This is a genomic window from Streptomyces sp. 8N616 (genome assembly GCF_052246385.1).
GTDB lineage: Bacteria > Actinomycetota > Actinomycetes > Streptomycetales > Streptomycetaceae > Streptomyces.
In genome coordinates this window covers 207,842-232,546 of the sequence record NZ_JBQQBY010000004.1, presented here as the reverse complement: position 1 = coordinate 232,546, position 24,705 = coordinate 207,842, and the positions used below count along the sequence as shown (strand labels likewise).

At 67.8% G+C, this 24,705-nt stretch carries 25 protein-coding genes and 1 pseudogene; 12 read left to right on the top strand and 14 right to left on the bottom strand.

Translation table 11 applies throughout. The features are described from left to right. Positions 1 to 22 precede the first annotated feature (22 nt). A complete protein-coding gene (locus tag ACTWQC_RS05620; RefSeq protein WP_443314401.1) occupies positions 23 to 2,497 on the top strand; it encodes an ABC1 kinase family protein in 2,475 nt (824 codons plus the stop codon). 48 nt (positions 2,498 to 2,545) lie between these two features. Here ACTWQC_RS05620 and ACTWQC_RS05615 read toward each other — a convergent pair. The 3 genes and pseudogenes from ACTWQC_RS05615 to ACTWQC_RS05605 all read right to left on the bottom strand — a co-directional run. After that, positions 2,546 to 2,650: pseudogene (locus tag ACTWQC_RS05615) on the bottom strand (transposase); the annotation flags it as partial. Positions 2,651 to 2,673: 23 nt separating this feature from the next. Further along, on the bottom strand, positions 2,674 to 2,865 hold the full coding sequence (locus ACTWQC_RS05610; RefSeq protein ID WP_443314400.1) for a DUF397 domain-containing protein: 192 nt from the start codon (positions 2,863 to 2,865) through the stop codon (positions 2,674 to 2,676). Then, a complete protein-coding gene (locus ACTWQC_RS05605; RefSeq protein ID WP_443314399.1) occupies positions 2,862 to 3,695 on the bottom strand; it encodes a helix-turn-helix domain-containing protein in 834 nt (277 codons plus the stop codon). Before ACTWQC_RS05605 ends, ACTWQC_RS05610 begins: the two co-directional genes overlap by 4 nt. A 122-nt stretch (positions 3,696 to 3,817) precedes the next feature. Here ACTWQC_RS05605 and ACTWQC_RS05600 point away from each other — a divergent pair, with 122 nt between their 5' ends. Continuing rightward, the gene (locus ACTWQC_RS05600) at positions 3,818 to 4,270 is read left to right on the top strand and encodes a hypothetical protein (protein WP_443314398.1); all 453 of its coding nucleotides are present in this window, start codon (positions 3,818 to 3,820) and stop codon (positions 4,268 to 4,270) included. A gap of 99 nt (positions 4,271 to 4,369) precedes the next feature. On the opposite strand, the gene ACTWQC_RS05595 is transcribed toward ACTWQC_RS05600, so the two are convergent. Beyond that, positions 4,370 to 4,687, bottom strand: coding sequence for a DUF6980 family protein (locus ACTWQC_RS05595; protein WP_443314397.1), 318 nt, complete (start codon positions 4,685 to 4,687; stop codon positions 4,370 to 4,372). Between the two features lie 409 nt (positions 4,688 to 5,096). Here ACTWQC_RS05595 and ACTWQC_RS05590 point away from each other — a divergent pair, with 409 nt between their 5' ends. After that, positions 5,097 to 5,645 carry a hypothetical protein gene (locus tag ACTWQC_RS05590; protein ID WP_443314396.1) on the top strand — a complete coding sequence of 183 codons (549 nt, stop codon included), beginning with the start codon at positions 5,097 to 5,099 and terminating at the stop codon, positions 5,643 to 5,645. A gap of 163 nt (positions 5,646 to 5,808) precedes the next feature. Next, a complete protein-coding gene (locus ACTWQC_RS05585; protein WP_443314395.1) occupies positions 5,809 to 5,967 on the top strand; it encodes a hypothetical protein in 159 nt (52 codons plus the stop codon). Positions 5,968 to 5,994: 27 nt separating this feature from the next. On the opposite strand, the gene ACTWQC_RS05580 is transcribed toward ACTWQC_RS05585, so the two are convergent. From ACTWQC_RS05580 to ACTWQC_RS05570, 3 genes are all read right to left on the bottom strand, one after another. Then, the gene (locus ACTWQC_RS05580) at positions 5,995 to 6,333 is read right to left on the bottom strand and encodes a hypothetical protein (RefSeq protein ID WP_443314394.1); all 339 of its coding nucleotides are present in this window, start codon (positions 6,331 to 6,333) and stop codon (positions 5,995 to 5,997) included. Between the two features lie 659 nt (positions 6,334 to 6,992). Then, positions 6,993 to 7,643 (bottom strand): hypothetical protein, encoded by a 651-nt coding sequence (locus ACTWQC_RS05575; RefSeq protein ID WP_443314393.1) that lies wholly within the window; start codon positions 7,641 to 7,643, stop codon positions 6,993 to 6,995. A gap of 171 nt (positions 7,644 to 7,814) precedes the next feature. Then, the gene (locus ACTWQC_RS05570; protein ID WP_443314392.1) at positions 7,815 to 12,548 is read right to left on the bottom strand and encodes an FtsK/SpoIIIE domain-containing protein; all 4,734 of its coding nucleotides are present in this window, start codon (positions 12,546 to 12,548) and stop codon (positions 7,815 to 7,817) included. A 297-nt stretch (positions 12,549 to 12,845) separates the two neighbouring features. Here ACTWQC_RS05570 and ACTWQC_RS05565 point away from each other — a divergent pair, with 297 nt between their 5' ends. Beyond that, entirely contained in the window at positions 12,846 to 13,148 is a 303-nt protein-coding gene (locus ACTWQC_RS05565) for a WXG100 family type VII secretion target (protein WP_360845747.1), read from the top strand. A gap of 175 nt (positions 13,149 to 13,323) precedes the next feature. On the opposite strand, the gene ACTWQC_RS05560 is transcribed toward ACTWQC_RS05565, so the two are convergent. Beyond that, positions 13,324 to 13,965 (bottom strand): hypothetical protein, encoded by a 642-nt coding sequence (locus tag ACTWQC_RS05560; protein WP_443314391.1) that lies wholly within the window; start codon positions 13,963 to 13,965, stop codon positions 13,324 to 13,326. A 106-nt stretch (positions 13,966 to 14,071) separates the two neighbouring features. Here ACTWQC_RS05560 and ACTWQC_RS05555 point away from each other — a divergent pair, with 106 nt between their 5' ends. Genes ACTWQC_RS05555 through ACTWQC_RS05545 form a run of 3 tightly spaced genes read left to right on the top strand, consistent with a single transcriptional unit; the run spans position 14,072 to position 16,449 of the window. Next, positions 14,072 to 14,368 (top strand): hypothetical protein, encoded by a 297-nt coding sequence (locus ACTWQC_RS05555; protein WP_443314390.1) that lies wholly within the window; start codon positions 14,072 to 14,074, stop codon positions 14,366 to 14,368. A gap of 21 nt (positions 14,369 to 14,389) precedes the next feature. Further along, positions 14,390 to 15,793 (top strand): hypothetical protein, encoded by a 1,404-nt coding sequence (locus ACTWQC_RS05550; protein ID WP_443314389.1) that lies wholly within the window; start codon positions 14,390 to 14,392, stop codon positions 15,791 to 15,793. 14 nt (positions 15,794 to 15,807) lie between these two features. Then, positions 15,808 to 16,449, top strand: coding sequence for a hypothetical protein (locus tag ACTWQC_RS05545; RefSeq protein WP_443314388.1), 642 nt, complete (start codon positions 15,808 to 15,810; stop codon positions 16,447 to 16,449). A 669-nt stretch (positions 16,450 to 17,118) separates the two neighbouring features. On the opposite strand, the gene ACTWQC_RS05540 is transcribed toward ACTWQC_RS05545, so the two are convergent. The 6 genes from ACTWQC_RS05540 to ACTWQC_RS05515 form a co-directional block, all read right to left on the bottom strand. Next, positions 17,119 to 17,520, bottom strand: a complete 402-nt coding sequence (locus ACTWQC_RS05540) for a hypothetical protein (RefSeq protein WP_443314387.1) — start codon at positions 17,518 to 17,520, stop codon at positions 17,119 to 17,121. A 98-nt stretch (positions 17,521 to 17,618) separates the two neighbouring features. Continuing rightward, complete coding sequence (locus ACTWQC_RS05535) at positions 17,619 to 18,257, bottom strand: hypothetical protein (RefSeq protein ID WP_443314386.1); 639 nt, start codon at positions 18,255 to 18,257, stop codon at positions 17,619 to 17,621. Positions 18,258 to 18,342: 85 nt separating this feature from the next. Continuing rightward, positions 18,343 to 19,029, bottom strand: a complete 687-nt coding sequence (locus tag ACTWQC_RS05530) for a hypothetical protein (protein WP_443314385.1) — start codon at positions 19,027 to 19,029, stop codon at positions 18,343 to 18,345. A gap of 39 nt (positions 19,030 to 19,068) precedes the next feature. After that, a complete protein-coding gene (locus ACTWQC_RS05525; RefSeq protein ID WP_443314384.1) occupies positions 19,069 to 19,896 on the bottom strand; it encodes a hypothetical protein in 828 nt (275 codons plus the stop codon). A gap of 67 nt (positions 19,897 to 19,963) precedes the next feature. Continuing rightward, on the bottom strand, positions 19,964 to 21,229 hold the full coding sequence (locus ACTWQC_RS05520; RefSeq protein ID WP_443314383.1) for an enoyl-CoA hydratase/isomerase family protein: 1,266 nt from the start codon (positions 21,227 to 21,229) through the stop codon (positions 19,964 to 19,966). Then, positions 21,226 to 21,534, bottom strand: a complete 309-nt coding sequence (locus ACTWQC_RS05515; protein ID WP_443314382.1) for a hypothetical protein — start codon at positions 21,532 to 21,534, stop codon at positions 21,226 to 21,228. Before ACTWQC_RS05515 ends, ACTWQC_RS05520 begins: the two co-directional genes overlap by 4 nt. A 224-nt stretch (positions 21,535 to 21,758) precedes the next feature. Here ACTWQC_RS05515 and ACTWQC_RS05510 point away from each other — a divergent pair, with 224 nt between their 5' ends. The 4 genes from ACTWQC_RS05510 to ACTWQC_RS05495 all read left to right on the top strand — a co-directional run bounded on the left by ACTWQC_RS05510 (position 21,759) and on the right by ACTWQC_RS05495 (position 24,702). Beyond that, positions 21,759 to 21,968, top strand: coding sequence for a hypothetical protein (locus tag ACTWQC_RS05510; protein WP_443314381.1), 210 nt, complete (start codon positions 21,759 to 21,761; stop codon positions 21,966 to 21,968). A gap of 303 nt (positions 21,969 to 22,271) precedes the next feature. Next, positions 22,272 to 22,949, top strand: a complete 678-nt coding sequence (locus tag ACTWQC_RS05505) for a hypothetical protein (RefSeq protein ID WP_443314380.1) — start codon at positions 22,272 to 22,274, stop codon at positions 22,947 to 22,949. Further along, positions 22,934 to 23,275 (top strand): hypothetical protein, encoded by a 342-nt coding sequence (locus tag ACTWQC_RS05500; protein WP_443314379.1) that lies wholly within the window; start codon positions 22,934 to 22,936, stop codon positions 23,273 to 23,275. Before ACTWQC_RS05505 ends, ACTWQC_RS05500 begins: the two co-directional genes overlap by 16 nt. Continuing rightward, a complete protein-coding gene (locus tag ACTWQC_RS05495; RefSeq protein WP_443314378.1) occupies positions 23,272 to 24,702 on the top strand; it encodes a hypothetical protein in 1,431 nt (476 codons plus the stop codon). The genes ACTWQC_RS05500 and ACTWQC_RS05495 overlap by 4 nt, the downstream gene beginning before the upstream one ends. Positions 24,703 to 24,705 lie beyond the last annotated feature (3 nt).

The following is a 24,705-nucleotide window of genomic DNA, read 5'->3' as shown; positions in this document are numbered from 1 at the left end:
CCCCGCAGGGGGACCCCCGACGATGCCGCTGCTGCTGCCGCAGGCGCTACCGCAGGCCGCCGCCGGCGCCACCACCACCGAGACCGCAGCGAGCGCGGCCGCAACCGCAGCGACCCATGGCGCCTCCGCGGCCCCCGACGCCGTAACCACCGTGACCACCGTGGCCACCGCGACCGTCTCCGCCGCCAATGCCATTGATCACGCCGCCCACTATCTCCTCACCACCCTTGCCGTCCTCCTCACCGTCGCCATCTTCTTCACGGGCATCTCGGCCGGCGCCCGACGCCTCCTCGGCATCCGTATCGGCTTCCTGCGCACGCTCATCGCCTGCGCCGCCGGCATGACCGCCTTTCAGCTGTTCAACCAGTCCCTCCACGACACCGACAGCCGCGCCGCCCTCTTCACCGTCTCGCTCACCGTCTCCCTCCTCGCCGCGATGGCGGTGCTCGTCCTCGTCGAGATCCTGGTGCCGTCCGGCAGTTGGCCGCGCCCGGTGCAGTGGGCGCGTGCCGTACGCGGCAGGCTCACCCGGGCCCGCCGCTACTCCCAGATCAGCCGGATCTTCATGCGCCACGGCCTCGGCCGCTACGTCCGTGGCCGCGCCGGCCTCGACCGGGCCGCCGTCGCCGACGAGGCGGGCCGCGAGGCCGCCCGCTCACTGCGCCTCGCCCTCGAGGAGTGCGGCGGTACGTTCATCAAGCTCGGCCAGGTCCTGTCCACGCGCCGCGACGTGCTGCCCCCGCACATCGTCGAGGAGCTGAGCCGCCTGCAGAGCGACGTACCGCCCGCGCCCTGGAGCGAAGTCGAGGCCGTACTGAGCGAAGAGCTCCGCGCACCCCTCGCCGACGTCTTCGCGGACTTCGACCACGAGCCGCTCGCCGCCGCCTCCATCGCACAGGTCCACCGCGCGACCCTGCGCGACGGCTCGACGGTCGTCGTCAAGGTCCAACGCCCCGGAATCCGCGAGTCCGTCGAGCGCGACCTCGACATCGTCCTGGCGATGGCCCAGGGCCTGCACCTCCGCGCCCGCTCCGTACAGGGCCTGGGGCTACGGGACTTGGCGGACGGCTTCGCGGTCGCCGTCCGCGAGGAGCTGGACTTCCGTATCGAGGCGCGCAACGCGGACGCGGTCGCGGCGGCCGGGGACGGGCGCGCGCAGGACGCGCCCGTACGCGTACCGGCCGTGCACCACGAGCTCTCGTCGGCGCGGGTGATGGTCCAGGAGTGGCTGGACGGCGTGACGCTGGAGCGCGCGGGCGCCGACGCCGACGCCCGCGGCCTTGACCGGGACGCGCTCGCCCGTACGGTGCTGGGCGCGATGCTCCGTCAGATCATGCGCGACGGCGTCTTCCACGCCGACCCGCACCCCGGCAACATCCTGCTGCTCGCGGCCGACGGGAAGCGGCACGGCGATGACGATCAGTACGGCGACGTGCATTACGGCGACGGGCAGTACGGAGACGTGCATTACGGCGACGTGCATTACGGCGACCCGCGTTACAGCGGCGGGCAGTACGGAGACGTGCAGGCCCCCCGTATCGGCCTGCTGGACTTCGGCTCGGTGGGCCGGATCGACGCGACCGTGCGGGACGCCATCCAGTACCTGCTCCTGGCCGTCGACCGCGGCGACCCGGCGGGCATGTGCGATGCGGTGCTCGAACTTCTGGGCCCGCGGCCGGACGGCCCCGGCGCCGGCGCTGGTGTCGGCGCCGGCGCCGACACCGGTGACGCCGCCGACGACGGGCCGGCGCTCGACGCCCTGCTGCTGGAGCGCGAACTGGGCCGCTTCATGGCCCGCCACCTGGGCCCGTCGAGCCGCCCCGATGCGCAGACCTTCACGGCCCTCTTCCGGCTGCTCACCCGCTTCGGGCTCACCGTGCCGCCGGAGGTCGCCGCCGTCTTCCGCGCCCTGGCGACCCTGGAGGGCACGCTGACGCGCATCTCGCCGCGCTTCGACCTGGTGGCGGAGGCGCGCCGGGAGGCGACGGCACTCGTGACGGAGCGCCTGGCCGCGGCCCCGGCGGCCCGTCTGGCATCGCGGGTCACCCGGACGTACGCGACGTGGACCGGGACTCCGTACGCCGACGAGGCGTACGAGGACCCCGCGTGGAACGCACAGCCCCTGGACGGCGCGGCCCTGACCCGCGCGGTCGCCCAGGAACTCCTTCCCCTGCTCCCGATGCTGCGCCGTATGCCGCGCCGCGCGGAACGCATCACGACGTCCCTGGAGCAGGGCCGCCTGACCGCCCGCGTCCGCCTGCTGGCGGACGACCGCGACCGCCGCTTCATCGCGGGCCTGGTCCACCAACTCCTGGTGACCCTCCTGGCCGCGGGCACGGGCCTGATGGCCGTCTTCCTCCTGGCCCTCGGCACGGGCCGGGGCCCGCACGTCACCTCGAACCTGGAGCTCTTCCCGCTGCTCGGCTACAACCTGCTGGCGGTGAGCGCGATCCTGACGCTACGGGTGATTTACGCGGCGATCCGGCGGGGGCCGTAAGCGCGCTCCCACTCGGCAGTGGACATCGAGCGGCCGGGGGCCATGGGTCTGGACAGCTCGCAGGATGCCCTCCCACGTGCCGTCCGCCGACCATTGGCTGTGCCAGTCATAGATGGTCTGCCATTTCCCAACCGTTGGCAGATCCCGCCATGGGTGGCACCGAACAGCGAGCGGATTCAGGGCTTCTGGGATACCGACACGTATCCGATGAAGTCTGCCCAGGCGGAGGGCTCGAAGGCCAGCACAGGCCCGTGGGGCTCTTTGGAGTCCCGTATGTGCACGGCCGCACCGGGCCGAACCGCGACCTCGACGCACTCACCGCCGCCGGAGTCGCTGTAGCTGCTCTTGAACCACACCAGGTCGTTCATAGCTCACCCGCCAACTGTTTGATGAAGTCGATTGATGCGCTCGGCCCGAGCGCCTGTGACCGGATCATCGCATAACGCCGGGCGAGCACCGCCACCTCGCCCGGATCGGATACGAGCGAGCTTCTTCCCTGCCCCTCCAGATAGACCAGAGCTGCATGTTCGGGAGTCTCGACGACCGTCATCGGGCCGCGCAATCCAGCGTGTTCGCCCTGGCTCATTGGCATCACCTGAATGACGACATTGGGTCGCCTGGCACACTCGATGAGCTGCGCGTACTGAGCGCGCATGACATCCCGGCCGTCGATCACCCGTCGCAGCGCCGCTTCCTCCATGACGACGCTGACCACCGCCACCGGCTTGCGGTCAAAGAGTGCCTTACGCTCCATCCGCCCTGCCACCAGCCGCTCGATCTCGTCCTCATCCATCGGCGGCCAGTCGCACTTCAGCAGCGCGCGGGTGTAATCCTCAGTCTGCAGCAGGCCATGGATCATCTGTGTGCAGTACGAGGACACGCTCAGGGCATCCTGCTCCAGCTGTACGAAGCCCTGGAAGTACGCCGGATAGCGCTCCATGCGCACATACTTGATCGCCGCCTTGATCACCCCGCCCGCCCCCAACGCCTTCTCGGCCGCGGCGATGAACTGGTCGGTCGCGGGCCGGGCACACGTCTCCACGGCGCTGACCGCAGCGCCGGTGTAGTTCATCCGCGTGCCCAGATCATCCTGCGTGAGGCCCGCTTGCTCCCGCAGAATGCGCAGCACCTCGGCGAAGTACTGCGAGGCGGGCGACGCCTTGTCCTTGTCCCTGTCCTGCTTTTTGCCCTGTGTCACTTCCGGCCGCCACCTCAACGTGACTCAACACCCAATCAACGCCGAAACGGCCGCAGTTGCGGGTAACCGGTGTCGACGCTCTGTCCCTGGTCAGGCTAGCCAGCCGCGCCGACAGTGGTCCCATGAACACAGAAAGTCACAGCCTGGATGCCGTACTGCCGTGGGTTCCGGACTCCGGACATCAACTTCACAAGGCAGGCGTCCACTTCGACGCCGTACGCCTGGCCGGATCGTTCGGCCGCGCGCTCGCCGACGAACTCGCCCGCCTGACGGCGGGCACACCGGGTCCGGTCATCCAGCAGGCCAACGGCCCGCGATACGTCTATTTCCTCGTTCCACCCGGCAGCACGGGCCATCGTCGCTGGCCGCACGGCTCCCACCGCGCAACGGCCGATTCACTTCGGGGCGACTGCTACGTCAGTATCCCCGCCTTGGAGGGCCACACCTGGCCGCTGTCCTGGCGCTACCCGCCAACGGCTGACGGCCACCTGGTCCACCCCTTGCTGCTCCACCTCACGCTCTGCGCGATGGCTGGTGAACCAGCCCGCGGCATGTCCACCGAGGGACGTGGCTGACGTCGCGTCGTCGAGTCGGTTGCCTCTGTCAGGACAGCGCGGCGAGCCTGTACCGCGGGTCCGCCCGGGCTACGTCCTGCTCCGGCGACAAAGTCGCGTTCAGGAGGTTTCATGACGCTGTTGAAGCCAGCTGCCGTCCTGGAACTCTGCGGGCACGTCGTCCTCCCACGGGTCGATGCCCCGGGCCTCAAGTTCGTCGAACCACCGGTCCCGCTGAGATTCGGGCAGGCGCTGACCACACCACGGGCAGAAGAGGATGCCGATGTACGAGGTGCCGCCGTCGTGGACGATCAGCCCGTAGTCCCGGAACTTTGCACTGAATCCAACGAGCGCGTCCGGGCAAGCGAACGGGTCGGTGTGAGTGTCGCAGTGCCAGTCCACGCGGCGGGTCATCTCTTCACAACAGTGCTCAGTCATTCACGTATTCTGCCTTGTCAGGGCCGGTGATCGCCTGGCGCCATCTGTGTCGAGGTCCGCTCGGTGGGGCCGGGGCGTGGGGATCTGACCGGCAAACAGCCGGCTCGGGCAGAGCCGCTGTTGCCACCGATTCCGACGACGGGCCGGCCACCGCGGGATCGGCGGCAGGTCTTCAAGGCGGCCGGGCAAGGTGTGCCGGTCCGCGCCGTGCCGCGAGTGCCAGGCGGCCACCGCCGGCGGCGACCAGCTGTATGCCGGCGCCCGAGGCCAGGGCTGGCGCTCCTCTTGCTCACATGTGGGGTTGAACCAGAGCCCAACGGCCCTCGTTCACCAGCACGATGCCCTGTGGCGTCCCAAGCAATGTGAACGGGAGATGAGCATGCGGATATGCGGTGGTCGCGTACTGATCATGAGTGGAGCGCTCTCGGTGGCGGTGGCGGTGACAGCAGCCTGCGGCGAGATCGGTGCGGAGGCGGGGGAAACTCACGCCTCCGACTACTCCCACCGGCTACCCGAGTCCGCTGACACCGAGGTGGTCGAGCTGGACGACAGCCGCCGCGTCGGCATGTACTACGACGCCGGCCGCGGACTGGTGGAGCAGCACTACAGCCCCAAGGCCAAGGGGTGGAGCAAGCCGCAGGTGATCTACAAGACCAAGACCGATCCCTGCCCGGGCATCTCGCTCACGGCCTTCGGCGGCACCGTCGCGGCCATCGCGAACTTCGGCCTCTACTGCGCGGACGGTGAGCCTCCGACGGAGTCCATCGCCGCGGTCGGCGTCAAGAGCTTGGCGAAGTGGGACACCAACATGACTAAGAACTTCGACGGTTGGGACGGGGGCAGGGTCGCCGGTGACGCGAAGAGGCTCAGCTTCACCAACGCCTCCATCGAGCGTGTGACGCGGCTTCGGTGGAGCCAGGCGGAGGGCTTCTCGGACGTGGAGGAGATCCCCCGCTGAGTCGCCGCCCACCTCCTCGGCCCTTCGCCTGTGGCGGCGGCGGTGAACGCTGGGAATTCTGTCTCTGAACGACCAGCCGAAGTCATCCACGGCTTCGATGAGAATATGGCTGGGGACGTTGCCTCCAGCTGAGCCCCGCGAAGGTTCGTTGTCCCACTCGGCCGTGAGGGGATCGAGCGGCGACTGGGCCGTGACCGGGCCCGGCGGCCACCCGTGGGGTCCCCACACCGTCGAGCTCGGAGAGGAACCGCCGTGCCGCTTCGTGGATCTCGAAGCGGCCGAGCTCGCGCAGGATGCGGCTCTTGGCATCCAGCCCGTCTGACGCGACCTCGGGGGAGCCACGATCCGGTCAGCTGTCGTCCTCTTCCCTGAGGGGCCAGACGGGGGAGACCTTCGGCGGAGCCGGCCGGATCTGCAGGGTGGAGAGGTCGAAGTCTTCGCCCTCCTCGCCGGACGGAAGCTGTCCTTTGTCGTTGGGGTAGTAGTAGACGCCGTAAGCCCAGAATTCCGGGAACTCGTGGCACATGAGGTCTGGGTAAGGAGAGATCTCCGAGTCGCGGTACCTCTCGTTGATCCTCGCCACCGCCTCCGCGCGGGGGATCTCGAAGCGCTCGACCATTTCGTTGGCCATATCGCGAAAGTATTCAAGCATGCCCTCGTCGAGGCGCATCAGGAATTCTCTGGTCATGATGTCGGGGGGCCTAGGGCCAATCCGTCGGCCGATACCCCACCCCGAACAACCCCCGTCATGCCAACAGCCAGTCACGGTGCACGAGCAACGCTCGCACGCATGAACCCCTACCCGCCGCGCAGCGTGAGGATACAGACCACCCCTCCGCTGAGAGAGGCCGTAACGCGCCGATGTCGTATGCCGCTTGGCAGTGACGCACGACATCGCGGCCGCCACCGTAGCAGCCCGCCACATCGGCGATTGATCGCCTGGACCTCTTCGACAACGACGCCCTGAGTGGTGCCACTGGTCGGCGTGGTCTTCGCCCGCGTCGCCGCGCCGCCTGTGCCGGTCCATTCACGCTCGCGTCATGCCCCTCTATGCGTAATCTGACCACGCCATCCACCGGAGGTGTGCGGGCTCCGGAGGAGAAAGACCATCTCTCCGCGCACGCCAGGCGATAACACGTCGATGGGGTACGCCACTTGGCCTTGTACACGCCGAGTCCGTGGCCGGCCGCCGTCCTCATCACACGGTCGAAGCGGTCTCGAATGCGCTCAGCGCGTGGAGACGTAGGTCTCGGTTTCCCCCTTGAGCCTGGAAAAGGTATTGCTCCGCGATCCCGGGAACTGAGGGGAAGCAGCCTGGCCCTACAGCAGTTCCGGCACAAGCACCTCTTAGGGCAGCTGTGAAATCAGCGTCAACCAGGGCTTGAGCTGCGCCTTCATGGGTTCGTCCGCTTCGACATAAGGTTCCACATCCTTCAAGGGGGTCAAGAGGTTCTTGATTCGCCGCAGTGTCAACATTTCTGATGGCCCAGAATCCTGCCACGTCGCAGCTGAAAGGAACACCTCCTCACGGCTCAACCCAACGGCTTGGATGACCTGACCAAAGAGCAATGGGAGATCTCTGAGAGTCCCGTCGTCCACGCGGCCGAACTCGCGAATGGTGTAGGCGCGGATTCTCGCTTCCTCGGCGACGGACGCACGTTGATCCACTTGACCTGCATCATGCTTACGGTGAACAGCCGTGACGGCAATTTGGGCCCATCGGAGTCGAGTTCCCTTAGGAAGGGCCGCGTTCTGCATATTGCCTACGCTCTTGTCCCGAAGAGCTTCCCACGACTGGAGGGATAGGGGATGACTCGGGTGCGCAGCAATGAATTGCTCCAGCTCGGCCAGAGGAATTCGAAGCAGTTCTTCCCCGTCAGGGCTTCGCTGGCCACCCTCCATTGGTTCGTCAGAGGAAGCTGATCCCTGCACGTTGAAACGCGTCCAGGAAGCAATGATGGACCGCAACTGCCGTTGCATGCTCGCCTTTTGCGGCATCCGCCCGCCTCCCTTCATCGTGACGACCTCGAACCTACCGGCCACCACCGACAACCACCTCGATCACGCTCATGCACACGGCAATCCGTGATCAAAGACTCGCTGATGCGTACTCGCGCTGGCTAAAACACACTCATCCCACAACAGTTCACAACCCCTCACTGAGGACGCCTACATCGGCGTCGTCACCGTGAACGCCTCGCCGCTTCCGAGGTGCAGGAGCCCCTTGCCTGGGGCGACCGGGTCGCCCACCATCTGGCGGGTGGTCCGGATGCCGATCAGGTCACCGCTCGAGGAGTCCTGCGGCGAGAGCAGCACCCCGCGCCGCGCCTTCTTCGCCTCGACCTGCCAGCCGCGGAAGCCCGAGCAGACCTCCTCCTCGTCGCCCGCGAGCACCAGTCCCAGGCCGCTGTCGCCGCCCCGCGTGAGGATCCTCTTCAACTCGTCGCCGGCGTCGCAGTCGTCCAGCATCTCCCCATCGTCGATCAGCACCACCACCGGCGCCTCACGGCTGGCCGAACTCAGCACCTCGGCCATCTCGTCCTCCTCGATGTCCTCACCCGTGAACACCTTCAGTACGCCGTCACGGCCCTCGAGTTCGCGCAGCGGCGACGGCCGCGGGGCGGCCAGCACCACGCGTGTTCCCTGCTCGAGGTAGGAGCGGGCGAGGTTCAGCAGGACGGTGCTGCGGCCCGACTTCGCGGGTCCCGCGATGACGAAGGCCGGAATTCCCTGGGCGAGATCGGGCCCGAAGGCGGTGAGTTCGTCGCCACCGACGCCGATCAGGCCCCACAGCGGGGACCGCGCCGTCTCGCCGTCGCGCAGTTCCCACGCGTCCTGGAACGAGATCCGGCTGGGCAGTACGTCGACCCGGAACGGCCGCCGGGAGCGCGGCAGTCCGGCGTCGCGCGCGGTCGCCGTCTCGCCGATGGCGGCCAGCGCGGCGGCCTGCCCCTGCCCCGAGTCGTCCGGGGCGAGGAGCGCGAACTGCGTCTCGATGCCGGACTCGTTCTTGAAGGCCCTGCCCGGCGGGATCTCCTCGGGCACCTTCCGCGCGTTGACGCCGATCATCGAGAAGTCCGAGCGGTCCGCGAGCCGCAGCGCGTACTTGTCCTCGGTCAGCGTGGCGATGCGGCCCAGGAGCAGTTGGCGGTCACCCGTGATCACCGCGTGGATGCCGACACTCGCGCCCTCCCGCATGATGGCCATCAGCTCGTCCGTCAGCTCCCCGTGGCCGAGCTCGCCCAGCGTCGGCAGCCAGCCCTCCCAGCGGTCGAGGAACAGCACGATGTGCGGCAGCCGCTGCTCTTCTGCGACCGCCGCGCGCTGCTCGCCGATGTCGGCGAAGCCGTCGGCGGCGAGCAGCTCCTGACGGCGTGTGAGTTCACCGGACAGCCGGCTGATCAGCCGGGTGGCCCGCTCGGTCTGCGCCCGCCCCACGACCGCGCCGCAGTGCGGCAGCCGGGTCAGCGCGTTGAGGGCGCCGTTGCCGCAGTCGATGCCGTAGATGTGGACGTCCGCCACCGAGTGCGTACGGGCCAGCGAGCCGGCGATGGTCCGCAGCACCTGGGAGCGGCCGCTGCGCGGGGCACCGCCGATCATCAGGTGGCCGAACGTCGCGAAGTCGAGCGCGACGGGGCGGCGTGCCTGGTCGGCGGGCAGGTCCTCGATGCCGTACGGGGCCGGGGCCAGCGTGCCCGCGCCCCGTACCGCCGGGATGTCCTCCAGCAGCAGGGTGGTGTCGAGGGCCGGAAGCCACGGGCTGTGCTGCGCCGGGATGGCGAGGCGCTCGTTGGCCTCCCGGACGGCGTCGACCAGGACCTTGAGGTCGGTGATCTCCTCTTCCTCGCGGGCGGCAGCCTTGGGGCGCTTGAGCGCGCCACGCCCCAGGTCCTGCCAGTCGAGACGGCCGGACCACGGCGCCTCGGTCTGCGGGTCCGCCGCGCCCGGGCGGCGGCCGCCGACGCGGCCGGACTGGAAGGGCACGAGCGAGGCGTGGCCGAGGCGTACGTACGCCCGGCCCGGCGTGGACTTGGAGATGTGGCCGGCGTCGGGCGCGTCGATGACGTCCGTCGACTCGCTGCCGTCGGTCACGCGGAGCGCGATGCGCAGGTTGGTGTTGGCCCGGATCTCGGGGGAGACCACACCGCTCGGCCGCTGGGTCGCGAGCAGCAGGTGAATGCCCAGCGAACGGCCTCGCTGCGCGATGTTGACCAGGCCGGTGACGAAGTCGGGCAGGTCGCGGACCATGGACGCGAACTCGTCGATGACGATGAGGAGCCGGGGGAGCGGCTGGTTCGACGGGTCGCGGCGCACCAGGTCCTGGTAGTCCTCGATGTCCTTGGCCCCGACGTCGGCGAGGATGTGCTCGCGCCGCTTGAGCTCGGCGCCCAGGGACTCCAGGGCCCGCTCGACGAGGTGCGCGTCGAGGTCGGTCACCATGCCGACGGTGTGCGGCAGTTGGACACAGTCCTTGAAGGCCGAGCCGCCCTTGTAGTCGACGAGGACGAAGGTCATCGACTCGGGGGTGTTCGCGACCGCGAGCGAGGCGACGATGGTCTGCAGCAGCTCGGACTTACCGGAGCCGGTGGTACCGGCGATGAGGCCGTGCGGGCCGTCCCTGCGGATGTCGATGCCGAAGGGGCCGTCGTACGACTCGCCGATCACGGCCATCGTCGACTGGCCGCCGAGACGCCAGCGGGCCGCGACCGCGTCCCCGGTCGGCGGCTCCATCTCGATGACGTCCAGCAGGCGGCTGGCGCCGGGCAGTCCAGCGTCCTCGCTCTCCCCGCTGATGTCGCGCAGCGGGGACAGCGAGCGGGCGAGCCGCGAGCACCAGGCGGGGGAGACGAAGTCCGGCCGCACGCTCTTCACGGTCTCGGCGCCGGTCTGCTCGACGCGCAGCCGGAGCAGGGGGGCGGCGAGCGCGGCGTCGGTGTGCCCGGAGGCCCCGGGCGCGCCGGGGTGCCAGGCCTGGAAGGACGGGAAGCCGCCCGCCTGCACGGCCTGGCCGGCCTGGGCCGGTTCGGTACGGGCGTCGGGGCGGGACAGGTCTTCGGGCTTGGGCTCGGCGATCACGAAGGCCTGGCACTCACCCGGCAGGAACCGCTCCTCGTCGTCGAGGCACACCGCGTACATCGCCACGGCCGGGCCCTCGCGGAGCAGCCGTACGACACCGGGCATCGAGCGGAGCCGCCGCGAGCCGTCCCAGACGACCACGATGTCGGGGTCGGAGAAGCTGGCGTTACGCCCGCCCGACTCCTTCGCCGCCTTCTGGCGGGCGTCCAGGAGCTGGGTCAGCTCGCCGACGCGGGCCGCGACGGTTTCGGCATCCGTACCGATCAGGGCGTTGGCGTCCTGCCCGCTGGAGGGGCGGGCGTGCGGCAGCCAGCGCATCCAGTCCCAACTGTCCCGGGCCGAGCCCTCCGTGAGCACGTAGAACTGCACATCCACCGGGCTGTGCAGGGCCGCGATCTGGGCCACGGCCCAGCGGCCGAGGGCGCGAGCGGAGTCACCGGGGCCGGCGAGGCCGACGACGCCGAGCTTGCGCAGCGGCAGCGCGACCGGGGCGTCCTCGATCTTCCAGGTGACCTCGCGGCGGTGGTCGTCCTGCTCGGGGTCGTCGAGCACGACCTCCGAGGGCAGTTGCCCGGTGCCCACGCGGAGCAGCAGGTGGTCCAGGTCGGTGCGGCGCCGCTCCCACAGGCGGGTGCGGGGGCCGGTGCCGAGGGTCAGGACGGTGGCGGGGTCCGGCATGGCGGCCCGGCGGTCGAGCCGCTCGGCCACGAGTGCGTCCTGGGCGTCCTTCTCGATGCGCGCCTTGTGTTCCTTGTACTCCGCGACCTGTTTGGCGTGCGACTTGCGCCCGTGCTTCTTGTCCATGAAGTAGTTGGCGAAGAGCATGATCGGGCTCATGACAGCCATGATCAGGTAGTACCAGCGGTCCATGAGCATGGCCATGGTCACCGCGGCGACCAGGGGCATGAACGCCATCAGCCAGGGCAGCGGGCGCGCTTCGTGCTCGCGGGGCGGGCTGGGCAGCCGGAACCTCGTCGTACGGTCCGGGGGCCGCAGCCGCGGCGGGCGGTTGTAGTCCAGGCCCGCGCCGTCTTCGGACCACTTCAGCGCGGCGTTCGGGGGTGCGTAGCGGACGATTTCGAGGAGGGTGTTGCCGACGCCTATCTGCCCGCCCAGCGGCCAGTCGGCCTTGTCGCCCTCCAGCTCCTTGCCGTCGAGGGTCAGCTTCTGCGAGGCCTGGGGCCGTTGGGATCCGCGGGCGCCCTGGGATGCTCGGGTGCCTTGGGACGCTCGCGTCCCGGCCCCGGCCCCGGCGGGCTGGGCGACCTGGCAGGTGCCGTCGGCGGCGACGGACAGGACCAGCGCGCGGTCGGGCAATTCGGGGTCGTCGATCCGGATGTAGGCCGCGGTGCCCCGGCCTATCTCGTACCGGCCGATGCCGAGCCGGTGGACGGAACCGGCCTCGGGGCCGCTCACGACGCGCAGCTCGACCAGGCCTGCGGGCTCGCCGGGCAGGCACCCGGCCGGGTCGCCCAGGCTGATCACCGCGCCTTCGCGCAGCGGGGAACCGGCGACGGTGAGGGAGGGGTCGAGCGCGTACCCGTCGACGTACACCAGGGGCGCTACGGAGGCGCCGCCTCGGCCGCCCGGGCCACCACCTGGGCCACCGCCCGGGCCGGCGGGGCCACTTGGGCCGCCGGCCGCACCGCGCTGGCTCTGGAGCGGGATGATCTGAGCGCCCCCCGCCTGGCCGCCCGCGCCCGCCGCGCCCACCTGCTGCGCCAGTTCGCGCGCCACGTCGCCGATCTGCGCCTCGGGATCGGCATCGAGCACGACATCGGCGCCGGCACCGCCGAGCGGATCCACGACGGTCAGAGTCAGGCGCACGATCGACCTCCTCGAGTCGTACGAGGCTCCCCCGGTACGCGAACCTCACTGCACAAGGGACGATATCCGGCCTGCGGGCCCGATGGACAACGGGCCCGACGGACAACGGGGCCTATCGGACTTGTCGGCTCCCGGGGACGGCTGAGGATGCCAAGCCCCGGGAACCGCGGCTGCGTTGGCGGTGTCCTCACCCGTAAGCTGCCTTACCGAGCGGACCATCACACGAATCCGCATCACGAGAAGCACGGTAGCCACGGGGGTCTGCCCTGCGGCACATCTGACAAGAAGGGGAGCCTTATGGGCAAGGGCGATGTGAATCTCACTTACCAGGACATGGAGGACGCGGCCGACAAGATTCGGAAGCACCGGGAAGCCATCGACAAGGACCTGAAGGCTGCCGAGAAGTACGTCAAGAAGCTCATCAACGACGGCTTCGTCACGGAAAAGGCGTCGAAGCAGTTCGACCAGTCCTACGAAGAGTTCACCAAGGGCGCCACGGACACCATCGAGGGCATGGACGGCATGGCCCAGTTCCTGGACAAGGCCGCCGAGGCCTTCCGGAACCTCGACTCGGAACTCGAGCGCGGCCTCAAGAAGTAGCTCTTCCCGGCCTTTCTGGCCGTCTCGGCCCGCTCGGCCGACTTGGCCGCCTCGGCCTCATGTGGTGTAGGGGCCCGGCGCCGCGGCAATCCGCAAAAACCTGCCGCGGGGCCGGGCCCGCGGCCGTTCTCGGGGGACCTCTACCGTGCGGTGCCGCGGCATTCCGACGGCCGGCCTACTGTTTCGGCCGCAGCCAGTCGAAGGTCGACATGATCGCGTCGAACAGCTCGACCAACAGGTCAGCGAACTCGCCGGCCGCGTCACCGTCCGCAGGAGTGGAGTACGCGACCGTGAGCCAGCGCCCTGAGCTGCCGGGCACCGGCAGCACATAGTCCACATGACGCGAGGCGTACGGAACTCCGCGCCTCTCGTCCGCCGGAACGACGCGCCCAGTGCGCGCGCCCGGCTGGCCGTCCACGGTGACTTTCTGGGCCGTCGACCCGGCCGCCAGCTCCCGGGCGACATCATCTGCCTCCAGCGAGTCGCCGCCTCGGATCTGCATCTCCGAGACGACGAAGGAGCCCGTGATGCCGACGCCACCCCGTGGAGCCGTCGGCAGATACAGATCGAGGCCTGAGTTCTCTGCCGCATGAGCGGCCGTCTCTCGCAGGCGCGACTCCAACTGGACGCGCAGTTTGGCCAGCTCGTCCCGGGGCACGTCTTCCGGTGCCCTGACGAAGGCCCGCTTGACGACCTCGCGAATGGCGTCCTCGGTACCCTTGCGCAGCGGGATTCTGACCCACCCGGGTGGGAGAACGAGGCTGTAGCCGTTGCTGGCGGTCTCCGCCGTCTCGGGCGGCGCGCTGTCGGAACACATAGTGAAGCAGCGTACGAGGTGATCAACGACCGCCTCAGCTTGACCGGTTGAACAGGCTGGGAAAGGCTGAGCCTACGTACGTCGGGGCGCGGGGAGGGAAAGCCCAATGGGCGACAAATCCGACTTGAAGGTGGACTACAGGCTGCTCGAGGGCTCCGAGGAGTCGCTGAAGATTCTCCGTCGTGAGTTCGAGCGCTGTACGAAGCGTCAGGACGCCCTCGCTGAGGCCGTCGGGGCCAAGCCCCTTCGTGACGCCATGCATGAGTTCGCCGACAACTGGTCGGACAACCGTAAGCAGACGCTGTGGAACATTGGCGAAGTTCTCGAGATGACAACGAAGGTGAAAGACGCCTTCAGGAAGACCGACAAGGATCTCGCCGACAAGGCCAAGGACAAGAAATAGACCGCGGGGGACTCCTTTCACATGGGACACGGCAAGCCACGGCCGAAGGACTGGCATCCGCTGGCTACCGGGGACCGCTACTCGGACCCCACCCCGGGCGATGTCGAGGACGTGCGCTCCGGTCAGAAGACGATGCACAACACGGCCAGTGAGATCCGCGAGCAGATCAAGCGGCTCAAAACCATTGGCGAAGGCGAAGGACTCAAGGGCAAATACGTCGACGAGCTGAAGGACGGCGCGGACAAGCTCAAGGCGAAGCTGGAGAAGACCGCGGGCAGGTACGAGCGGGTGTCCGCGAAGCTCAAGGACTGGGCGGACAAGCTCGAGCACGCCCAGTCGGAGACCGAGGGCGCGCTGACCTCGGCGCAGGCAGCCGAGGAGACGATCAAGGGACTTGTCGGGACCACGGACCCTGACTCCGAGGCCGCGAAGCGTGCCGAGGAAGAACTCGACGCCCACCAGAAGACCCAGCTCAAAGAGGCGCGGGACAAACTCGACGCGGCACGAAGTCGATTCAACACGGCCGTCGGTGACTATGAGTCGGATGCCGACGACATAGCAGGGAAGATTCGCGAAATCATCGACGATGCCATCGAGGACGGCTTCTGGAGCTGGACGTCCAACTGGATCGAGAGGAACCTTGACACCATCAAGGCAGTGCTGGAGGTCCTCGGTTGGATAGCCACCATCGCCGCTCTCGCAGCTCTGGTGATCATGATGTTCGCCACGGCCCCTTGGTTGCTGGCGCTGGCTCCGATGCTGCTTACTTTGGGCACTGCAGTCACCGTGGTCACCACTGCCTCACACGTTCTTATGGCCCTCACGGGCAATGGTGGCTGGGGTGACGTGGCTCTGGATATCCTCTCGCTTGCCACCATGAGGGTGGGCTCCCTCGCCGCCAAGGGCATCAAAGCCGGCGCGACGGCGGCCAAGAGCGCTTCGGTGAAGGCCGCTCGCCAGGAGGCCAAGTCGGGCAAGGCGGCGATCCAGGGCAAGCTCGATGAGCTGACACAGAAGTACAACCAGGCGAAGAGCAATGAGGCGAGGAAGGCCATCATGGCTCAGAAGAAGCGGTTGCTCGATGGCGTCAAGCCGAGGCGAGTGGCCACGAACATGCCGAAGCCGACCCCGAAGGAGATCCTCAAGGCCGGTGGTGACCCAGAGCTCGCAGCCGCGCAGAAATTCGCACAGCACGAGGCGGCGAAGCGGGGCGGGGACGCGGCCACCCAGGAAGTGGCTCAGAAGACGGCTCGGAGCGGCAACACGAATCTCGGTGCCTTCGGCGCAGGGACCGGGATCGACGTGACCGACAAGGCGATCGGCAAAAGCGATTTCGTGATGCCTGACAAACCGAGCGTTGAGCCCTACGACGATGCCAAGGACTGGAATCTCAGCCAGGCCGGGTGGTACGACTACGCTCCGTAGGAGAGTGAGTAAGAGTGAGCTGGGTTGATATCAACTACGACATCGAGCGGTGGGTCGAGATCCCGGCCAGCGATGAATGGGCCGAATCCCCCTGGGACAGCGAAAAGGACTGGGGCAAGAGCGCAGCCCACGTCCTTCTCGCAATGAATGACATCCCCGAGAACCGTCGAGAGGTCCGCCGACTCTCGAAGCTGCTCATCGCGCATCGCCAGGCGTTCAAGGATGCTGCGCTGGGGCAGGACCACTACCTTTACTTCGCGGACACCGAGGAAAGCCCGCTGGCCCTCCACCTCTGGTTCGGCCCTGCCGAGGGCGAACGTGCAGCGACGCTGCGCCAACACGTCAGGGCCGGAAGTCCCGACACCATGCGCACACCGCAGGTCACGGATTTCCACACGGAGTATCTGGGGACCGGCCTCCGATCGCTGAACCACGTACTCCTTGAGGACCAGACGATTTCCGCGAACCTCTGGTACGCCCTCCGCGACGACGAGCATGCCGTCGACGTGATCGCCTTCGCCTCGACCGGTGACCTGGGCCGTCTGGTCGCTGCAGAGCCGGACTTCGACGAGTTCGTCAGGGGCGTGCGAGTTTTTGCCGACGACGAGGGCGGCTGGGCCGCCGAGGAAGGCATCGGCAGCGAGAGCGCCGATTGAGCTGTCGCTGCAGGATGGTCAAGCCCGCCGTTGGGCGCGGGTCTTTCTGCGTACGACGCGCTGATTGCGGGTGGTGACGACGGGGCCCGCCGGGCGAGCCGCGGCGCGGGCGTCGAGGCGATCACGTCGCGCCCTCAGCATGCCGGGAGTGCGCCAGGCCATCAGCGCGAGCGGTGGACCCCAGGCGATCGGCAGGGCACCCCAAAGCGGAATGCCGGAGGCGCTTGTGCTGAGGACAATTCCGGCCGCGGCGCCGTACCCAGTACCTGCGTAGAGCGCCACCGGAATTCTGGTCTCGGCTGTGGTGGCCGTTGCTGACCCGGGCCTTGTCGTCCAAAGCGCGAGGGTGTCACGGCCGAACCCGAACGCGAGGCGAAGCGCGAGTATGCCAATAGACACCGCCACCGTGAATGCGAGAGCGCGGTCTCCGAAGCCGTCCAGTCCGGTGGAGGACTCAGACCCAAGCAGGCTGAGGCCGCCTCCAGCGAGCAGCGCCGCTGTGCCAGCCAAGATCAACACGAGAGTCAGTACCGCATGTAGCAGGATCCTGTACCACCGCGGACCGATGAGCAGGGGATCCATGCTCATTGACTTCTGCTCCGTTCACCGCTTTGTCGTGATCGGGTTTCAGCAGCGCGTGGCCACCGGTGCCGGTCACTTCTCGGCGCCCTACTTCTCACCCTTGCCGCCGCCGTCCTTGCCGCCGTCCCCGTCCCCGCCTACCTTGACCGTTCCGCCGCCCTTGCCGCTGCCGATCTGGCGCTCGTCCTTCTTCGTGTTCTTCTTGAGCTCTTTCTCCAGGTCGTGGTCGACCTTGCGGACCTCGCGGACGACCGCGTCGGCCATGTCGGCAAGACCCCCCAGCTGCTGGCCGATGTCCTCGCGGCCGTCTTCCCAACCGGACTCGAATTCCTCGAGCTTGTCGACGACTCCGCCGTCCCCGATGTCCTCGCGGTAGTCCTCGAACATCTTCTTCGTCCCGTTCATACGGGACTTGATCGATCTCAGCCGCCCGCCGAAGCCCTCCAGCTCGCTCAGCGGAATCGCGAAATCGGGCTTTTTGCCACCCATGTCGATTACCTCCCCCTGCGGTAGCCCGGTAGTAGCCCACCTACGGTCTCAAACCCTATGACGCTACGCCTGGCGTACCGGCTCCGCAGTGACAGCCGTTACGCGAAGCGGAAGGTGGAGGTCACGGCGTCGAAGATGTCGAAGAAGGAGTCCGCGAGATCGAGGACCTGGCTGCTGCCGGCCACGAGCGCCACCTTCCCCTCCTCACCGGGGACGGGGATGAAGGTCTGCATCAGCACAGCGCGTACCGTCCGGTTGTCCGGAGGGATCTCGATGTCCTCGATCCCGTGCGTGCGGGCGGCGATGCCGACCTCGGGGATGTCGACCGTCGTGACCTTCCGCCAGGCGTCGCCCTCCCGCTTGGCGATCCTGGGCTTCAGCTGCCCGACGATGGCGGCCGGGTCGGTGGGCAGGACGGTCCCGTCGGACGTACGGGCGCCGACCAGGGACACGGTGACCGAAGCCGTGATCGGTACCTCGCCGCCGAAACTCTCCGCCATGCAACCGCAGTAGACGGCCCCGGACTCCCACGCCTCGCGCGCGGACCGCTGGAGGAAGGAGGTCAGGACATCGCGGTGCGGGGCCATATCCGGTACGGCGCGGATGCGCTCGTTGACCATCTGCCGGATGCTGTCGTCCCGCGACTCGGGCCGCACGTCGAACTCCCACCACGACTCCGGCACGTCAATCCGGAATCCCCCGCGCTCAACCGTCTGCGCCTCGACCCACCGGCTCATGCTCCCGCTCCCCACTCGTCGCCTGATCGCCCCCCAACCCTACGGCCGGGTCAATCGATGGTCGGCATCGCCGACCCTGAGCGCGTCACCGATCGGTGTCGGTGTCTTCGTCGGATTCGAGGTCGGAGTCGGGATCGGTGAACGACACCGTCTGGAGTATCGCCATAGTCATGTCGCAGAACTCGCCCCAGTAGTCGACCGACGCGGTGTACAGCGTGAAGACCGCGGTGTACGGGCCAGTGGCGAACGGGATGTGGACCTGGATCTGCCCGGTGAGGAGTTTGGTCTCCTCGCCGGTGGCCGTTACCTCGGGACCCACGACGACTTCCCGCAGCGTGATGCAGGAGACCGCAGGCCCGCAGGGCAGGTCCAACCAGCGGGCGTCGTTGAGCGGATCACTGTCGAGAACCGCCAGGATGCCTTCGGCCGCCGTGCCCGGGTCCGACTGGTCGGTCTCGACGGCGGCCACTGTGAAGGCACACTGGGCGACGCCGCCCTCGTCGGTCGAGAACAGACCCATCGCGGAGTAGGAGAGTCCGCCCTCGGCCAGGAACTCGGCGATCGCGGTGTAGTAAGGGGCCGCGGGCGTCCAAAGGGCTTCGTCGCCCTCCGAATACAGCTCGCGTACGAAGGCATCGGCGCGGGCGGACCGCTCCTCGGGGGCGGCGGCGATCGGGAGGGCGAACAAGCCCTCGGGGACGGTGAACCAGATGGGCGGTATGTCGCCGCCGTCTGTCGGTTCGGCCGAGGCGGGACTGATGATCGTGGTCATTGAGTGCCGTTCTGCTCTTCTGCTCAGAAGCCGACGTCGTCAGTAATCCGGATCTTCGCCGTCCTGGTCCATGACGTCGGAGAGGAATGTGACTCCGGAGAACGCGCTGACCGCTTCCGAATCCCTGATCTCGATCAGATAGTTGAAGTCGGGCAGGCGAGTGACCACGGGGCCGCCGACGACTGTCTTGCCGTCCACGAAGGCATCGACTCTCCTCCGCTGTCCTGGCGTGAGAGCCTCGGGGCTGATCAGTTCGAGCGGATACGTCAGGTGCTGGCAGACGCTCTCGCGATAGTTAGAGGCGAGTCTGCACCAGGAGCCGTCCACGAAGTCGACCTTGACGTCGCACTGCGTAGCGTAGAAATCCTTGCACTTCGTAGCGCTGAAATCCTTGGGTTCCACCCTGGAGAGGTTGGCGCGCTCGGTCTCCCAGAGGACTTCGTCATTGATGAGGTCCGCCTTCAGCAGACCGACGATGACAACACGCCGGTCGGTGACGATGAGGTGGGTGCGCTGGTCCTCGGGGCGTCGTGCGAGATCGAGTTGCCAGGGCAGGGTCCGGGCGAGGCTGCCGGGAGCTCCCCAGAGGACGGGGAAGTCCTCGACCTCGTTGGCCGGGTCCTGCGGGCGCCCGAGGGTGCTGATGCTGCCAACGCCTCCGCCGCCGGTCAGGACACCAACGGCCACGGCGCCGAGCGTGCGCAATACGCCCTGCGCCGCTCCCCGGGCCCGTCGGTCGCCTTTGGAACGAATGGTGTACGTGGGCCCTTCCGGCCAGCCGGGCAACTCGTGCTGGATGTCGTTGCGTTCGGTGTCGCGGAACCACCGCATGCCGGAGACTGGAGTGGCCGCGCCTGTTGCGAACATGATGGGAGCACGGGCGAGGAGAATCTCGCCCGGGTCGGGTTGCCAAATTGCCATGACTGCTGAACTTTCAGTTGGCCGACTGTTGGAACCGGTCGCCGGGATTGACGGCTTCGCCGACGTGCTGGGGGATGCTGTGAATCTTAGGTGCGATCTTGAAGCCGGCGTCCAGGGCTATACCCGCGCCGAGCGGATTGAGAGCCACCTTGCCCCCGGTAATCGCCTGCAGACCCTTGGTGCCGAGCCATTGGCCCTCGTGGTAACCCGCTTGGGCGAGGCCCGCGAGACGGCTCATCGCGCCGCTGCTCCCGTGGGTGATCATTCCGAAGTTCTTGGCGGTGCCACCCAGGACGACCCGCCTGCCCAGCAGACCGACCCCGCCCTCGACCTTCTTCGCCATGTCTCCGGCGGCGAACAGGTTCTTCGCCGATGCGATCTTGGTTCCCTTGAATCCGGTGCCGAAGGTCTTGGCGGTCCTCGTCAAGGCCCTGCCGGTCTTCGCCACCTTGGCCCCCTTGCTGAACAGACCGATGCCGGGAAGCAGTCCGACTGCGTCGAGTCCGATCGACGCCCAGCTCACATCGGCGCCCGCTAGCTTGGCGAGGGAGTGTGCGCCCAGAGCGAGTGCACCGGTGATCAGGGCAGCGGCACCGAAGATCGCTCCGAGCGGTTCGAAGGGCAGGGTGATGATGGCCAGGAAGCCCAGAATTCCGGTCAGGTCGCTCAGCAGGTCACCGACCAGCGCGATGATGTCGGCGTGGTCCTTGACCCAGTCCACCGCGCCCTTGACACCGCTGACAATCTTGTCGAAGAGGCCTGGCTCGTTGGGCGCGATGTCGCTGGCCTTGTCGAGTTCCTTACTGATGAGCGCGGCGGCGTCGGCGTAACGCTTCTCAAGGTCATGGACCTGGTTCGTGACATCGTCCACGGCCGTGGACGCGTCGCCTACGTCTTTGCTGCCCTTGCCTTCCTTGTCCTTTGCCTTGGCGTCGGACAGATCGCCGAGCTTTTCCCCCGCCGACTTCTCCAACCGGTCCGCCTCGTCCTGGAAGAGCTCAAGCTCCCTGGCCCACCGGCGCAGGGCACGGGCCGCCTTGTCGAAGGAGTCGTGGCTCTTCTGGATCAGCGGCGTGACGTCGTCCGAGATGTGATCGCTGAAGGCGACGGCGGTCTTGCCCTTCCAGGCACCAGCCTCGATCTGCTTCAGCTCGCGCAGGGCGGTGCCCAGTTCTGAGGCAAGTCCAGCCAGCTGCTTGGCCAGTTCTCGGGTCTCCACCACGTCGCCGGGGGTGGGGTCCCAGCCGATGTGTGGGAAGGAGGGGCGGGCCAACGTCACTTCCCCTTTTTGGTGTTCTTCTTGGGCTTCATCGTCTCGGCGAGTTCTTTGTCCAGATCGCTGAAGGCTTTGTCGATCTTGTCGATCATCTTGACCGCATCGTCGGCGTGTTTGCCCAGCTGCTTCATGCCGTATCCCCATTCGTCGGCGAAGTCGTGGACATCGTCAATGAGTTTGCCGGCACCCACGACCGAGCCATCGGCATGGCGTAGTGAGCGGCGAGCGGTATCCATACGGCCGGCGACGGTCGAGAAGGTCTTCCGCAGGTGCTCGAAGATCGTTCCCTCAAGCCGTAGATCACTCATGTCGCCTTCCGGTCCGTGTCTGCGGTCGATGGACGGGCTCGCTGGATGCCTGAGGGTCTGAGGCTCCACCCGAGGCAGCGATCATCACACTAGTGGGGCGGCCTCAACCAGGTGTCACGTCCCCCGGACCTGCATCAAGTTCCGACAATTGGAGCGGCTCCTAGGATCGGAGCGGCCCGCGGGCCGGCGCCCGCCTGTGGCGGCCTTGGCGTCATGATGGCGGCATGTCCGCCCCCACCCCACTGGTCGCTGACCTCACCACCCGAACGGCCGTCGGGGCCTTCTGGCGATGCGGCGTGATGCTCCTGGTCGCGTGCGCGGCGACCTTCGCCGGTGCGTGGATCGACTCAAAAATCGTCGTCCCATCGCGTGAGCTGGCCACGCTGCCGAGCAACCTCGTTGCCCTGGCTGTCGGACCGACCGCAGTCCTCTAGCTGCGCGCGCGGGGCCGGTTCCTCGTGCTGACAGTGCTGGGCACCGCCCTGGCCGGGATCAGCCGGGCATATACCATCCGTGACGGTCTGTTGGCCGACGGTCGACACGGGCCGTCCTGTATGCGGGCAGCGCGGCCGCGCAGCAGACCGGTCGCCGACCCCCGGTCAGGGCGCGGCGACCGGTCGGCTGCGTGGCCGAAAACATTCCCGTAGAGTGACTCGCCCAGCGGCCGGGTGACACTCGGCCCTGGCCCCCAACAGGCGTATGGACGGGCCGCCCATCGGACGGCGCGGAGGCGACGCATGACACATCGGCCGGGATCCGACGGGGATCCCGCGCGCCCGCGCAGGGGCAGCGGCTTCGGTCTGCTCACTCCTGAGGACTGGTATCGCATCCCGCTGCAGCCGCCGGAGCGGCGCGAGGCGTCCGTACGAGCTCTGATCGACCGGCAGTTCAAGGGCGTAGACGATCAGCCCATCCTGCGCCGCGAGTCCGAAGAGCTGCTGCGCGGAGCCGCGGAAGCGGGGGCCGACAAGGGCGGGGTGGTCCTCTACCTCTCCTTCATGGACGTGAGCGGAGTGCCTCTTTCGGCCTCGCTCCTGGTGTCCGTCGTGAAGGAGCGCTTCCGTGCGCTCGACACCGTCGCCGCGTTGGCCAGAGAAGGCCAGGGCGAGGTGGAGCCCGTGAAGCTGCCGGCGGCGGGGGCCGCAGCGCGGCGGCGGCGCACGGAGCGGAGCAGGGAATCGAAGCGTCTGGGAACGGAGTTCGCGGACACCGTCGTCGAATACTTCGTACCTGTGCCGGGGCGTGACGAGACGCTGATGCTGACCTTCAGTACTCCGCTGGAGCCGATCGCCGACGCGATGGCCGAGCTGTTCGATGCCGTGGCGGGCACGCTCCGCTGGCCGAACCATGACCATAACCACAACGACAACGACAACGAGAACGAGAACGGGGAGACGGCGTGGGCGAGAAGCTGAAAGTGTCCACCGAGGACCTGCGGACCGCTGGCAGCGGGCTGCGGACCGTGGCCACCGAGTTCGAGGGGCTCGACAAGCTGATGGACGTCTACGACCGCCGCACCGTCGGGCACCAGCTGCTCCAGGAGCGGTTGCAGGACTTCTCCGACGGCTGGAACGACAACCGCACCAAAATGATCGAGGAGATCAAGGGCCTCGGCGAGGTCGCCGAGAAGGCCGGTGAGGCGTACGAGCAGATCGACACCGAGCTGATGAAGGCCCTTCTCGGCAAGGACGGCAAGGACAGCAAGGACGGCAAGGACGGCGGAAAGGGCGGGAAGAAGTGAGCAGGCCCGCCGACTGGAAGTGGGAGCCGCTGGGGGAGGACTCCGACCCCGTACCCGGAGACGTCCACGACCTCAAGTCGCTGTCCACCCGCTTCACCAAGACCGCGGAGACGATCTCGAAGACCGCCGCCGCGCTGCGCCGCCTCGGCGACCTCAAGAGCTGGGACTCCGATGCGGGCAAGGAGTTCGCCGAGAAGGCGAAGGAGACCGCGGACACCGTCAGCAAGGCCCACAAGCGGTACGACGAGGCCGGCAAGGCCCTCAAGGACTACTACACCGATCTCGAGGAGATCCAGCGCGAGGCCGACCGGCTGCTCGAGCAGGCCGAGACGGCGGCGGGCGAGGTCACGGCCGCCCGGCGGAAGGCGGACAACCCCCCGAAGGGGACGGACCAAAAGGGCCAGAAGGACCTCGACGACAAGGCCGATACAGCGCAGGGAGCGCTGGACGACTTGCGGGCGAAGCTCGGGAAGCTGAAGTCGCGGCACAAGGAGTCGGGAGATGCCGCGGCGAAGCAGATCCACGACGTCACGGAGGGGGATGACCTCAACGACTCGTGGCTGGACGAGCTTCGGGATGCGCTGAATGTCATCGCGAATGTTGCGGGAGTGATCGCTGCATTCTGCGGCATCGTCTCGCTGCTGGTCGGCTGGATACCCGTGATCGGCCAGGCCCTCGCGGGCGTCCTCGGGACCATCGCCCTCGTCGCCACGGCCATCTCTCTCGTGTGCCACCTGCTGCTCTTCATCAATGGTGATGCCGAGTGGACGGATGTGGCGATGGACGTCCTGGGACTGGCCACGTTCGGTATCGGGCGGGTCTTCTCCAGCGCCTCCAAGCTCTCCGCGACTCTGGGCCGCAGCAAGGTGTGGGACGCGGCCAACCGTTTCGTACGGACAACCGCGCCGCAGCTGAACTCGGCGCAGCGCCGGATGCGTGTGGTCGAGATGGTGGGCAGGCGGGCCGGTGCGCGTAGCTGGGACGCCGCGCGGCCGAACGTGTCGTTCGGCGCCGCTTTCCGAGGCCTGCGAGGGGGGTTCACGGATGATCTCGCCACGATCCGTGGAAACCTTCGTGTTCTGGGCGACGTCAGAGGCAACTTCGGTGCGCTCAAGGACGCGTGGCAAGCAGGCGGCCTGCGAGGCGTCGGCAACATGTACGCCGGTCCCGGAATGGTGGACGAGTTCGGCAGGATCAAGGCCATCAGCCCCGCGACGCTGGCCGAGATCGGAACTCCGAACGCCTTCCGCCAGACAGCCGTATTCAGCGGGCTGTCAATGGGAGCCATGACCGTCGGGGGCACCTCGGATACGGTCAGCGCTGTGAACGCCGCCCAGGACGTCTCAGGGTCGGTCGTCAACGAATTCTTGCTGGGCCGGTCCGGCCTCGACGTCACCGGCGCTGACAGTTCACTGGCAGGGAGGTGAGCG

Excerpts from the sequence above, each read along its gene's own strand:
- ACTWQC_RS05515 (WP_443314382.1), bottom strand. The coding sequence starts at position 21,534 with ATGAGTGATCTACGGCTTGAGGGAACGATCTTCGAGCACCTGCGGAAG.
- ACTWQC_RS05530 (WP_443314385.1), bottom strand. The coding sequence starts at position 19,029 with ATGACCACGATCATCAGTCCCGCCTCGGCCGAACCGACAGACGGCGGC.
- ACTWQC_RS05505 (WP_443314380.1), top strand. The coding sequence starts at position 22,272 with ATGACACATCGGCCGGGATCCGACGGGGATCCCGCGCGCCCGCGCAGG.
- ACTWQC_RS05525 (WP_443314384.1), bottom strand. The coding sequence starts at position 19,896 with ATGTTCGCAACAGGCGCGGCCACTCCAGTCTCCGGCATGCGGTGGTTC.
- ACTWQC_RS05535 (WP_443314386.1), bottom strand. The coding sequence starts at position 18,257 with ATGAGCCGGTGGGTCGAGGCGCAGACGGTTGAGCGCGGGGGATTCCGG.
- ACTWQC_RS05540 (WP_443314387.1), bottom strand. The coding sequence starts at position 17,520 with ATGGGTGGCAAAAAGCCCGATTTCGCGATTCCGCTGAGCGAGCTGGAG.
- ACTWQC_RS05620 (WP_443314401.1), top strand. The coding sequence starts at position 23 with ATGCCGCTGCTGCTGCCGCAGGCGCTACCGCAGGCCGCCGCCGGCGCC.
- ACTWQC_RS05595 (WP_443314397.1), bottom strand. The coding sequence starts at position 4,687 with ATGACTGAGCACTGTTGTGAAGAGATGACCCGCCGCGTGGACTGGCAC.
- ACTWQC_RS05510 (WP_443314381.1), top strand. The coding sequence starts at position 21,759 with ATGTCCGCCCCCACCCCACTGGTCGCTGACCTCACCACCCGAACGGCC.
- ACTWQC_RS05610 (WP_443314400.1), bottom strand. The coding sequence starts at position 2,865 with ATGAACGACCTGGTGTGGTTCAAGAGCAGCTACAGCGACTCCGGCGGC.
- ACTWQC_RS05600 (WP_443314398.1), top strand. The coding sequence starts at position 3,818 with ATGAACACAGAAAGTCACAGCCTGGATGCCGTACTGCCGTGGGTTCCG.
- ACTWQC_RS05590 (WP_443314396.1), top strand. The coding sequence starts at position 5,097 with ATGAGTGGAGCGCTCTCGGTGGCGGTGGCGGTGACAGCAGCCTGCGGC.
- ACTWQC_RS05580 (WP_443314394.1), bottom strand. The coding sequence starts at position 6,333 with ATGACCAGAGAATTCCTGATGCGCCTCGACGAGGGCATGCTTGAATAC.
- ACTWQC_RS05575 (WP_443314393.1), bottom strand. The coding sequence starts at position 7,643 with ATGCCGCAAAAGGCGAGCATGCAACGGCAGTTGCGGTCCATCATTGCT.
- ACTWQC_RS05555 (WP_443314390.1), top strand. The coding sequence starts at position 14,072 with ATGGGCGACAAATCCGACTTGAAGGTGGACTACAGGCTGCTCGAGGGC.
- ACTWQC_RS05550 (WP_443314389.1), top strand. The coding sequence starts at position 14,390 with ATGGGACACGGCAAGCCACGGCCGAAGGACTGGCATCCGCTGGCTACC.
- ACTWQC_RS05560 (WP_443314391.1), bottom strand. The coding sequence starts at position 13,965 with ATGTGTTCCGACAGCGCGCCGCCCGAGACGGCGGAGACCGCCAGCAAC.
- ACTWQC_RS05565 (WP_360845747.1), top strand. The coding sequence starts at position 12,846 with ATGGGCAAGGGCGATGTGAATCTCACTTACCAGGACATGGAGGACGCG.